Annotated in this window: 9 protein-coding genes; all 9 read left to right on the forward strand. The window is 60.2% G+C overall.

What is annotated here, in order from left to right; translation table 11 throughout:
- The first annotated feature begins 2 nt into the window (after positions 1 to 2).
- The 9 genes from WA157_RS09465 to cobT all read left to right on the forward strand — a co-directional run bounded on the left by WA157_RS09465 (position 3) and on the right by cobT (position 11195).
- The gene (locus WA157_RS09465) at positions 3 to 695 is read left to right on the forward strand and encodes a DUF4194 domain-containing protein (protein ID WP_422620698.1); all 693 of its coding nucleotides are present in this window, start codon (positions 3 to 5) and stop codon (positions 693 to 695) included.
- Positions 688 to 4203 carry an ATP-binding protein gene (locus tag WA157_RS09470; RefSeq protein ID WP_422620699.1) on the forward strand — a complete coding sequence of 1172 codons (3516 nt, stop codon included), beginning with the start codon at positions 688 to 690 and terminating at the stop codon, positions 4201 to 4203. The genes WA157_RS09465 and WA157_RS09470 overlap by 8 nt, the downstream gene beginning before the upstream one ends.
- Positions 4200 to 5960 carry an ATP-dependent nuclease gene (locus tag WA157_RS09475; protein WP_422620700.1) on the forward strand — a complete coding sequence of 587 codons (1761 nt, stop codon included), beginning with the start codon at positions 4200 to 4202 and terminating at the stop codon, positions 5958 to 5960. The genes WA157_RS09470 and WA157_RS09475 overlap by 4 nt, the downstream gene beginning before the upstream one ends.
- Positions 5961 to 6081: 121 nt before the next feature.
- A complete protein-coding gene (locus WA157_RS09480; protein ID WP_422620701.1) occupies positions 6082 to 7278 on the forward strand; it encodes a Wadjet anti-phage system protein JetD domain-containing protein in 1197 nt (398 codons plus the stop codon).
- 4 nt (positions 7279 to 7282) lie between these two features.
- On the forward strand, positions 7283 to 7438 hold the full coding sequence (locus WA157_RS09485) for a hypothetical protein (RefSeq protein WP_422620702.1): 156 nt from the start codon (positions 7283 to 7285) through the stop codon (positions 7436 to 7438).
- Entirely contained in the window at positions 7435 to 8070 is a 636-nt protein-coding gene (gene queE, locus WA157_RS09490; RefSeq protein ID WP_422620703.1) for a 7-carboxy-7-deazaguanine synthase, read from the forward strand. Before WA157_RS09485 ends, queE begins: the two co-directional genes overlap by 4 nt.
- A 32-nt stretch (positions 8071 to 8102) precedes the next feature.
- A complete protein-coding gene (queD, locus tag WA157_RS09495) occupies positions 8103 to 8546 on the forward strand; it encodes a 6-carboxytetrahydropterin synthase QueD (RefSeq protein WP_422620704.1) in 444 nt (147 codons plus the stop codon).
- 25 nt (positions 8547 to 8571) lie between these two features.
- Positions 8572 to 10056 (forward strand): cobyric acid synthase, encoded by a 1485-nt coding sequence (locus WA157_RS09500; protein ID WP_422620710.1) that lies wholly within the window; start codon positions 8572 to 8574, stop codon positions 10054 to 10056.
- Between the two features lie 50 nt (positions 10057 to 10106).
- On the forward strand, positions 10107 to 11195 hold the full coding sequence (cobT, locus tag WA157_RS09505; RefSeq protein ID WP_422620705.1) for a nicotinate-nucleotide--dimethylbenzimidazole phosphoribosyltransferase: 1089 nt from the start codon (positions 10107 to 10109) through the stop codon (positions 11193 to 11195).
- Positions 11196 to 11387: the final 192 nt, after the last annotated feature.

Below are 11387 nucleotides of genomic sequence, written 5' to 3' on the forward strand. Positions count from 1 at the left end.
GCATGCAAGGCCTTGATGTGAATCCGCAGGAGCCCGGCCCTGATGCCATTACAGCCAGTGTTTCTGCACCGCAACATGACCTGACCAGTCTGGTCGTCCCCTTGTTGAAGGGTGTGCTGTACCGCGAGGACGATGCCGCCCAGTGGGCGGCCTTGTTGCAATTGCAGGCCCGTGTGCGTGACTACGTGGCCGTGCTGGCGCTGGAACTGGTGGTAGACGAGGCCGAGGGATATGCCTTTTTGCGCTCCCAGCCGCCAAGCGACGACAGCGCGCCCAAGCTGCCGCGCCTGGTGCGCCGCCAGCCTTTGAGTTTTCAGGTCAGTCTGCTGCTGGCGCTCCTGCGCAAAAAGCTGGCCGAATTTGATGCCAGTGGTGGCGACACGCGCTTGATCTTGACCCGCGGCGCGGTGGTGGAACTGGTACGCGTTTTCCTGCCCGCAGGCTCCAATGAGTCGCGCCTGATCGACCAGATTGAGACCCAACTGAACAAGGTCATTGAACTGGGTTTTGTGCGCCGCCTCAAGCCCCAGGCGGACAGCGCATCGGCGCGCTCCGCCCAAGAGCCGGTGTTTGAAGTGCGCCGCATTCTCAAGGCCTTTGTCGATGCCCAATGGCTTGCCGATTTTGACCAACGCCTGGTTGCTTATCTGGCGCAACTTGCCACGCCAAATCCCACGGAGTCTGATGATGAGTGACGGCACGCCCACAGCAGACCTGTTTGCTTCCGTTCGTCCTGAGCTTGTCGAAGGGCCCGTCAGCGTGTCGGAGCAAGACCCACGTGCCGCCAAGACCCTGACGGGCTTTCGTCTGGCGCGTCTGGAAGTCATCAACTGGGGCACCTTCGACAAGCGGGTGTGGACGCTGGAGCTTAATGGCCGCAACGGCTTGCTGACCGGCGACATCGGCTCGGGCAAGTCCACGCTGGTGGACGCGCTCACCACGCTCCTGGTGCCGCCTCAGCGCGTCGCCTACAACAAGGCAGCGGGAGCCGATGCGCGGGAGCGCTCGCTGCGCTCCTATGTGCTGGGGCATTACAAGTCCGAGCGCAATGAAACCAGTGGCAACGCCAAGCCGGTGGCGCTGCGCTCGGCCAGCGACTACGCGGTGATTCTGGGCGTGTTCCACAACGCCGGGTTTGACCAGACGGTGACATTGGCCCAGGTCTTCTGGATGAAAGACACGTTTGGCCAGCCCGAGCGTTTTTATGCCGTGGCGGACAAGGCGCTGTCGCTCACCGCGGACTTTTCTGACTTTGGCACCGCCGTACCGGCCCTGCGCGCGCGCTTGCGCAAAAGCGGTGTTGCCTTGTTTGACAGCTTCCCGACCTATGGCGCGTACTTTCGCCGCCGCTTTGGCAACATGGGCGAGCAGGCGCTGGAGCTGTTCCACCAAACCGTGTCGATGAAATCGGTGGGCAACCTGACCGACTTTGTGCGCCACCACATGCTGGAGCCGTTTGACGTGGCACCGCGCATTGCGGGTTTGCTGGCGCATTTTGATGACTTGAGCCGCGCCCACGCCGCCGTGCTCAAGGCCAAAGAGCAGGTGGACTTGCTAACTCCCTTGGTGGCGGACTGCGACAAACACGCTGCCCTGGTGGAAAGCGTCGCGGAGTTGCGCCTGTGCCGTGAAGCGCTCAAACCGTGGTTCGCGGGCCGCAAACGGGAGCTGCTGGACCAGCGACTGGAAAACCTAGGCATCAATCTGGCCAGTGAGTCAGCCAAGGTCGAGCGTTTAGAAGGTCAGAAGTTGGAGCAGCAATCTAAAGAGCGCGAATTGCGCCTGACCATCGCCCAGAGTGGTGGCGACCGCATCGCGCAGATTGAGGCGGAAATAAAACGCCAACAAACCGAGCAGGACAAGCGCCTGAAAAATGCCAAACGTTACGACCAGTTGCGCCGCAGCCTGGGCCTGTTGCAGGTGGCCAATCGGGAAGAGCTGCAGACCCAGCAACAGGGCTGTGCCGAGCGCCGCGCCGCAGACACCGAGCGCGAGGTGGCACTGCAAAACGAACTGACCGAACGTGGTGTTGAGATGGCCCAAGGGCGCTCTGAACACAAGGACTTGGTGGACGAGGTCAAGAGCCTGCGCGCCAGGCGCAGCAACATCGATGCCCAGCAAATCGCCATGCGCGCCGCGCTGTGCCAGGCCTTGGGCCTGCGCGAGGACAGCATGCCGTTTGCCGGCGAGCTGCTGCAGGTGCATGACGACGCACGCGACTGGGAGGGGGCGGCCGAGCGCGTGCTGCACAACTTTGCGCTCTCCTTGCTGGTGCCCGATGCGCACTACGCCCGGGTCGCCCAGTGGGTGGATGACACCCACCTCAAAGGGCGCCTGGTGTACTTTCGGGTGCGAGAGGGCGGCCGCATGGATCGGCCGCAACTGCACGCGCAGTCATTGGTGCGCAAGATCGCGGTCAAACCGGATTCCCCGTTCTATGCCTGGCTGGAGAACGAAGTCGCGCGCCGCTTTGACTATGCCTGCTGCACCACGCAAGAGCAGTTTCGTGCCGAGCCCAAAGCCATCACCCGCGCCGGGCAAATCAAGGCCGGGGGCGAGCGCCACGAAAAAGACGACCGCCACCGCCTGGACGACCGCAGCCGCTACGTGCTGGGCTGGAGCAATGCCGCCAAGCTGGCGGTGCTGGAAGGCAAGGTGCGCGTGCTGGAGGCCAGGCTGGGGGACGTGGGCGGAAAGATTGCCATCCTGCAACAAGAGCAAGCCACCATCCGCGAGCGGCTGGAAAGTCTGGCCAAACTGGTGGAGTTTCAGGACTTCAGCGACCTGGACTGGCCCGCCAACGCCCGTGAAATCGCCCGGCTGAACGACGAGCGGGCCGCGCTGGAGGCCGCCTCTGACGTGTTGGCCACACTGACGCAGCAATTGAAAACGCTGGAAGATGAGCTGAAGAGAACGGAGGTTCAACTCATCGAGCAGCGCGACAAACGCTCCAAGACCGAGCAAAAAATCACCGATGCACAAACCTTGCGCCGCGAGGCTGAAAGCCTGATGGCGCAGGCGCCCGAAGGCTTTGCCGGGCAGGTGCCGCGTCTGGAAACCTTGCAGCAAGAGATGCAGGGCACGCAGGTATTGACCGTGGAGTCGTGCGACGTCCGTGAACGCGAGATGCGCGACGGCCTGCAAAAAACCATTGATGCCGAGGATGGCCGCACCAAGCGCGTGCTGGAAAAGGTGATTGATGCCATGCGATCTTTTAGCAACCGCTTCCCCGTGGAAACCCAAGAGGTGGACGTGTCGGTAGATTCGGCCGGTGAATACGGCAGCCTGTTGCAGCGCTTGGTGGCAGACGATTTGCCGCGTTTTGAGGCCGACTTCAAACGCTCGCTCAACGAGAACACGATTCGCGAGGTGGCCAATTTCAGCTCGCAACTGAGCAAGGAGCGCGAGACCATCAAGGAGCGCATTGCCCGCATCAACCAGTCGCTCACGCAAATTGACTACAACCCCGGACGCTTCATCACCCTGGAGTTTCAGACCGCCACCGATGCGGAAGTGCGCGACTTTCAGACCGAGCTGCGCACCTGCCTGGATGGTGCACTGGGTGGCGATGCGGGCGCAGGGCAAGACAGCCAGTATTCCGAAGCCAAGTTCTTGCAGGTGAAACACATCATCGAGCGCCTGCGCGGCCGCGAAGGCCAGACCGAGCAAGACCGGCGCTGGACCGCTAAGGTCACCGACGTGCGCAACTGGTTCGTCTTTGCCGCCAGCGAGCGCTGGCGCGAGGACAATCGCGAGCACGAGCATTACTCGGATTCGGGCGGCAAGTCCGGCGGTCAAAAAGAGAAGCTGGCCTACACCATTCTGGCGGCCAGCCTGGCCTACCAGTTCGGCCTGGCCTGGGGCGAAACGCGCTCCAAGAGCTTCCGCTTCGTCGTCATTGACGAAGCCTTTGGCCGTGGCTCGGACGAGTCCGCGCAATACGGCCTGCAACTGTTCGAGAAGCTCAACCTGCAATTACTCATCGTCACCCCGCTGCAAAAAATCCACATCATCGAACCCTTTGTTGCCAGCGTCGGCTTCGTCCACAACTTTGAAGGACGCGACTCGCGGTTGCGCAATTTGAGTATTGAGGCGTATCGGGAGGAGAAGGGGCGGGTGGAGGCACATGACAAGTCTGGCAATGGCATGAACGTGGCATCGACATTGGCGACAATAGCCAGTCAAAACGGAGCACAAGAATGATTACCAAACTGACCCTGCGCAACTTCAAGAGCGTTGGTGAGCAAGTCTACGAGTTCACTCAGTTCGATTTGCTGGTTGGACGAAACAACAGTGGCAAGAGCACCGTGCTCCAAGCGTTGGCTATTTGGCAGTTTTGTGTGGATGAGTTTCATCGCTCAACGCGCGGTGGCGCAAAGGGCATTCAGGTTGTGCTTCCCAACTTCACTGCGCTGCCTGTACCCGAGTTCAATCTACTTTGGAAGAACAGGGACATACGCCATTCACCGAGCAAAAGCAGTAGTAAAAAGCAGGAGTACATCCTGATCGAAATCATCGTAGATTGGAGTGGACCTGACGGTAACAGTTCGTCTTTTGGCGTGGCGCTTAGGTATCACTCGCCGCAGGCCATTTACGCGATTCCATCCGATGGTTGGGCTGCATTCCGAGAGTTTGACCAAGGATCACGACTACCGCGCATTGCCTATGTGCCCCCGTTTTCTGGCCTGGAACCTTCCGAGGAGTGGCGTGATGATGGGCCGCTGCGAAAGCAGGTAGGAAAGGCGCAACCTGGGAGCGTGCTTCGCAATTTGCTTTATCGCGTTTGTCCCGCTTTAGAGGATGCTCCTGGACAAGACTTACAGCGTACAACCTACAAAATCATGCAGCCACCTAAGGAGTGGAGTGAAATCACCGATGTTGTAAGGCGCTGGTTCGGGGTTGATTTGTGGCTACCTGAGTACCACAAGGGCGTGGATACTCAGATCAAAGTGCAATACCGCCAAGGTGAAAAATACTTTGACATCATTGCCGGTGGCAGCGGGTTTCACCAGACATTGACCTTGCTGGGGTTTCTTCACGGCTACAAGCCGACTACGATCTTGCTGGATGAGCCTGATGCCCATTTGCACGTCAATCTGCAACGGGAAATTCTGGACTACTTCAAGCAAAAGTCCATGGAGTTAGGCACGCAATTTCTTATTGCCACGCATGCAGAGGAGTTTGTGCGTGGTGTGGATGCGAGCCAGATCGTTTCCTTGTTGGCGCAAAAGCCAAAGCGTATTCAGTCCACACCAGAGATCCTGCGCGCCATGTCTGAGGTGTCCAACGAAGAGATTACCAAAGCCATGTCGTACCCGTTCGTCCTCTATGTGGAAGGGGAAAGCGACGAGCGAATTTTGCGGGCTTGGGCTACGCAGTGTGGTGCGCAAGCTGCGATGGATCGTGTCTATTTCAAGACCATGGACGGTGGCGGCAAGAAAAACATGAAAGAAAGAGCAGACCAGCACTTTGCCGCTCTTCAGCAAATTGTTCCCGGTGTATCAAGACTCATGTTGTTCGATTTTGACGATGCAAAGGACGCGTTTCATCCGCAGCCCAATAATCCATCTCTTGCCGAGTGGAAACGCAAGAATATTGAAAATTATTTGTTAGTACCTGATGCTTGGAAACGGGCAGCGTTCCAGCAACTTGGATACGCGGAAGATGAATTGTTTTCGGAACCGATTCGGAAATTCATTGATGAATTTTTTGTTGGGGAGAACCTGACTTTGCCGCCTGGGAAAACCTGGCGCAATGTCAGTGCCAACGTGTTCAGTGTGGTGGATGGCAAGCGTATTCTGTTTGAGAACGATGACTCCCTTTTCCAGCAGCTCAGAAATGCAGAAACACCGATGCTGCTACTTCGTGAACGGGTGGCTATGTGCATGGCGGCAGATGAAATTCACGAGGATGTTCATCAGTTCATCGGCAAGCTAAAAGCCATTACTGGGCAATCTTGATTTATCAACGCCTGCAAGCCTTCTTAATGCCAAACAGTGCTTTGAGTTGTTCGGTTTCCCCGAACAACTTCCAGGGGCGGATGAGTGCAATGTTGAATTGGGACTCGCGAGATAAGTTCGCATGACCTGGACCACCCCCGCCGACCTGCGCGCGCAGGTGCAAAAACTGTGGGACAAGGGTGACTTGCTGCGCCCGTGTGTGCAGGGCGCGGTGATGCTGCCCCGGCGCTTGCGGCTCATCGGGCCGACCTCGGCCGAATTGACAGAACGTTTCGACGAGGTGCGGGTGTGGATGAAGGATTTGGGGTGCAACGCGCCCCCGCACAGTGCGCCGCGCTATCGCATCGTCATGCGTGAGTTCCGCCACCGTGTGCTGGGCGTCAACGCCGTGCCGGACGAGGTCTGGCTTGATACGCTGGATCACGCGCTGGCCCTGATCGGCAAACAAAAAGACGCCAGGCGTTTTGCCAGTCTGGTGCAACTGACGCGCGAACAACACCCGGTCTTGCTGCCGTGGCTGGAAAAACGGCCCCTGAATGCGCTGGCCTTGGCTGACGCCTGGCAGCGTCTGTTGAACGTCGTCTCCTGGCTGCAATCGCATCCGCACCCCGGCATTTATCTGCGGCAGGTGGACTTGGCCGGGGTGGACAGCAAGTTCATCGAGGCCAACCGCGGCGTGCTCTCGGAACTGCTGGATCTGGCCTTGCCCCTGGATGCTATCGACGCCAGCGCCACCGGGGCCAACCAGTTTTGCCGCCGCTACGGCTTCAAGGACAAACCGCTGCGCATCCGCTTTCGGCTGCTGGACGCGCGTGTGGCCTTGTTACCCAACGGGTGTGAGCAGGACATCAGCCTCACGCAGGCGGCTTTTGAACAGCTTGATTTGCCGTTGCGCCGCGTCTTCATGACTGAGAACGAGATCAACTTTTTGGCTTTTCCTGCCGTGCCGGGCAGCCTGGTCATTTTTGGCGCAGGTTACGGCTTTGAGGCGTTTGCGGGTGTGGCCTGGTTACACCAGTGCGACTTGTATTATTGGGGCGATATCGACACCCACGGCTTTGCCATTCTGGACCAGCTACGCGCTCAGTTCTCCCATGTGCAATCCTTGTTGATGGACCACGCTACCTTGATGGCACACCAAACCCAATGGGGCCAGGAGCCGCAACCCCTGCTGCGTGATCTGCCGCGCCTGACGCCTGACGAGACTGCGCTGTTCAACGATTTGCGTGATAACAAATTGCGCGTCGGTGTTCGGCTGGAGCAGGAGCGCATCGGCTTTGGCTGGGTGCAGCGGGCCCTGGCTGACTTGAAGGCATGACGCTGTGAACGTGCACCTGATGGCTGCTGCTTTGCTGCTGGCCTTGCTCATTGACCGCTACTTTGGTGAGCCACCGGTGCGCCTGAGCGTACAGTCCCCGCAAGCGCAAGACGCGCTGAGCGCGGCGCTTCAAACAACGGTAAACAAAGGCCAAGTATGACCTACAGCGTCAAAGAAATTTTCTACACCTTGCAGGGCGAAGGCCACCATGCCGGGCGCCCCGCTGTTTTCTGCCGCTTTGCCGGCTGCAATTTGTGGAGCGGCAGCGAGGACAGCCGGGCCAGCGCCGTCTGCCAGTTTTGCGACACCGATTTTGTCGGCACCGATGGCGAAGGCGGTGGCAAGTTCAGGGACGCTGAAACCCTGGCTGCTGCCATCAACCAATTGTGGCCCGCGTCTTACCCGGCCAGCAAATATGTGGTGTTCACCGGCGGCGAGCCGCTGCTGCAACTCGATGTCGCGCTCATTGACGCCATGCACCGCGTCGGTTTCGAGGTCGCCATTGAAACCAACGGCACCTTGCCGGTTCCCGAAGGAGTGGACTGGGTGTGTGTCAGTCCCAAGATGGGCGCCACGCTGGTGGTACGCGCCGGCAATGAGATCAAAGTGGTCATCCCGCAGGCGGGCCAAGTGCTGGACGACTATGCCTCGCTAGCCTTTGACCATTATTTTGTGCAAGCCATGGACGGCCCACTTCAAAAAGAGAACCTGCGCATGGCCATTGACTACTGCAAAGCCCATCCGCAGTGGAAGCTCAGCCTGCAGACCCATAAACTGCTTCAAATCCCTTAATTTCGCCGAACACGCTTGCCTCACGCCACACCATGCTTACCATCACCCGAAAAATGGAATTCGATGCCGGTCATCGCATTCCCGACCACAAGAGCCAGTGCCGAAACATGCATGGCCACCGTTACACCCTGCTCATCACCCTGACCGGTGATGTGGTGCAACAAGAGGGCGAATCCGACAACGGCATGATCATGGATTTTGGCGACATCAAGGCGCTGGCCAACCAGCACCTGGTCAAGCTCTGGGACCACGCCTTCATCGTCTACGCGCACGACACCGTGGTGCGTGATTTTCTGGACAGCATGCCGAACCACAAAACGGTGGTTATTGATCGCGTGCCCACGGTCGAAAATCTGGCCAAGATTGCCTTCGATATTTTGAAGGAGGTCTACCACGACCGCTACGGCAGACACCTGTCGCTGACCAAGGTCACCCTGTATGAAACGCCCAATTGCTGGGCAGAGATCGACGGCTAGCGCTGCCTCCGATGCGCTTACTTTCATGACCGCCAAATGCATCATGGTGCTGGGCACCACCAGCGGCGCCGGCAAAAGCTGGCTGACGACCGCGCTGTGCCGTCATTACGCCCGCCAAGGCCTCAAGGTGGCGCCCTTCAAGGCGCAGAACATGAGCAACAACGCGCGGGTGGTCGCCAGCGACAAGGGCACGGGCGAAATCGGCAGTGCCCAATACTTTCAGGCGCTGGCCGCGCGCGCCGTGCCCGACGTGCGCATGAACCCGCTCTTGCTCAAGCCCGAGGCCGACACCCACAGCCAGGTGGTGCTGATGGGGCAGGTCAGTAGCGCGCTCACCGCCATGCCCTGGCGCAGTCGCAGCAACCATGTGTGGCCGCACATCACCGCCGCACTGGACGAACTGCGCGCTGAGAACGACGTGGTGGTGATCGAGGGCGCAGGCTCACCCGCCGAGATCAATTTGTCGGGCAGCGACATTGTCAATATGCGCGTGGCGGGCCACTGCAATGCGGCTTGCCTGCTGGTGACCGACATTGACCGGGGCGGTGCCTTTGCCCATCTCTATGGCACCTGGGCGCTGCTGCCCGAGGGCGAGCGCGCCTTGATCAAAGGTTTTGTTTTAAACAAGTTTCGCGGTGATGCCGCGCTGCTGGCCCCGGCGCCCCAGATGCTGCAAGACCTGACCCATATTGCGACCGTGGCGACTTTGCCGATGTGGTGGCAGCATGGTCTGCCGGAGGAAGACGGCGTGTTTGATGACAGGAGCACAGCATCCGGGGCCGTCAAGCAGACGGTGGCCGTCATCGCCTACCCGCGCATCAGCAATCTGGACGAGTTTCAGCCGCTTAAAAATATTCCCGGACTGCGCCTGATGTGGGTGCGCAGCCCGGCTGAACTGGTTGGCTTGAGTGCCAGCGACTGGGTCATTCTGCCCGGCTCCAAAGCCACCAGCAGCGACCTGGCCTGGTTGCGCGCGCAGGGGCTGGATGCGGCGGTGGCTGCGCACGCAGGCCGCGGCGGGGCCGTGCTGGGTATCTGCGGCGGTCTGCAGATGCTGGGCCAGGCGCTGATTGACCCGCAGGGAGGAGGCGGCAACGCGCCGGGCCTCGGGCTGCTACCGCTGGTGACGGTGTTTGAACTGGACAAGACCGTGCGCCACACGCAAGCCACGTTTGCCGACGGCATCGCAGCACCTTGGCAAGCCTTGGCCGGGGTGACCGTGTCGGGCTACGAAATCCACCAAGGCATCACCCAGCCGCAGTCCACCCCGGCTACAGCGGGTGAGGTGGCGCGTGCCGTCTTGCCGGGTGGTCTGGCCTGGCAGAACGCCGCAGGCAATGTGCTGGGCTTGTACCTGCACGGTTTGTTTGAAGACCCCGGCGCGCTGCAGGCGCTGTTTGGCGCCCAGTTGAATGGCCCGGTGCCCACGCTGGACGTGGTGTTTGACCGCCTGGCCGACTTTATCGAGCTGCATTTTCAGCCGGGCGTTTTGCCGGGCTTGTTGGCCTGATGGACCTGCCAACGGACAGAACCGATTTGATCTATTAACCAAGGAAATTTATGACATTCACGCTTCCAACCCTCACCGACATTCGCAGCCCGGCTTTGACCCACTCGCTGCAGCACAAGATTGACAACAAGACCAAACCGCTGGGTTCGCTCGGGCGGCTGGAGTCCTTGGCCTTGCAGCTAGGGGAGATTTTGGGCACGGACGCTCCCGCCCTGCAGGATCCGCAGCTGCTGGTGTTCGCCGGGGATCACGGCCTGGCCGCACGCGGTGTGTCGGCGTTTCCGAGTGACGTGAGCTGGCAGATGGTGGAAAACTTTCTGGCCGGTGGCGCCGCCGTCAGCGTGTTCTCACGCCTGCATAACATCGCACTCACGGTGGTGGACTGCGGTGTTAACCATGATTTCTTGGCCGGTTTGCCCGCCGGCAGCCAGCGCCCGGGTCTGCAGGTGCGCAAGGTGCCGGGTGGCGAACAAGGCACGGCAGACTCCAGCGCGCAGGCCGCCATGACCGCGCTGCAGTGTCAGCAAGCGATTCAAAATGGCATGGCCCTGGTCAAGGCCTTGCCCGGCAACGCGCTGCTGCTGGGCGAAATGGGCATTGGCAACACCTCGGCGGCATCGCTCTTGCTGTCGCGCCTGGCCGGCCTGGAGATTGAGGTTTGCACCGGCGCGGGCACCGGGCTGGACGCGAGCGCCGTGCAGCGTAAAACCAAGGTGCTGCGGGAAGTGCTGGCACGCCACCCGGGTGCAACAACGCCGCTGGATGCGCTGGCAGCCTTTGGCGGTTTCGAGATTGCGACCATGGTGGGTGCTGTGCTGCAGGCCGCCACAGAGCGCCGCGTGATTGTGGTGGATGGCTTCATTGCCTCCAGCGCCGTGCTGGTCGCCCACGCCTTGCAGCCGCTGGTGCTGCAGGCTTGTGTGTTTGCGCACCGCTCGGGCGAGCGTGGCCATGAGTTCATGCTGCAGTACCTGGGCGTGCAGGCGCTGCTGGATCTGGGCTTGCGCCTGGGTGAAGGCTCGGGCGCGGCACTGGCCTGGCCGCTGTTGCAGTCGGCCTGCGCCATGCTGCGCGAGATGGCCAGTTTTGAGTCGGCCGGCGTGTCGGAGAAGGCCGAGACTCAGACCGCACAGGTTTGACATAGGACGTATCAGTCACCATCACAGGAAGGTGTGGGCAGGGTAAAGGTTTGGGCCGATTTCAAAAAGCGAAGCGTATGAGGCCCGGGCCTTTACCCTACCCGCACCGTTTTTCACAGTGGATGTCGACGGCTTTGATGTTCTGAAAACGGGGCGCTGGCTGTGGCTTTAACCGGGGCGCGGGCAGGGCGG

The organism is Rhodoferax ferrireducens (assembly GCF_049302455.1).
GTDB lineage: Bacteria > Pseudomonadota > Gammaproteobacteria > Burkholderiales > Burkholderiaceae_C > Rhodoferax > Rhodoferax ferrireducens_B.

Bases quoted from the DNA above. Each gene is read 5' to 3' on its own strand.
- WA157_RS09500 (WP_422620710.1), top strand. From the start codon at position 8,572: ATGACCGCCAAATGCATCATGGTGCTGGGCACCACCAGCGGCGCCGGC.
- queD (WP_422620704.1), top strand. From the start codon at position 8,103: ATGCTTACCATCACCCGAAAAATGGAATTCGATGCCGGTCATCGCATT.
- cobT (WP_422620705.1), top strand. From the start codon at position 10,107: ATGACATTCACGCTTCCAACCCTCACCGACATTCGCAGCCCGGCTTTG.
- WA157_RS09475 (WP_422620700.1), top strand. From the start codon at position 4,200: ATGATTACCAAACTGACCCTGCGCAACTTCAAGAGCGTTGGTGAGCAA.
- WA157_RS09465 (WP_422620698.1), top strand. From the start codon at position 3: ATGCAAGGCCTTGATGTGAATCCGCAGGAGCCCGGCCCTGATGCCATT.
- WA157_RS09480 (WP_422620701.1), top strand. From the start codon at position 6,082: ATGACCTGGACCACCCCCGCCGACCTGCGCGCGCAGGTGCAAAAACTG.
- queE (WP_422620703.1), top strand. From the start codon at position 7,435: ATGACCTACAGCGTCAAAGAAATTTTCTACACCTTGCAGGGCGAAGGC.
- WA157_RS09470 (WP_422620699.1), top strand. From the start codon at position 688: ATGAGTGACGGCACGCCCACAGCAGACCTGTTTGCTTCCGTTCGTCCT.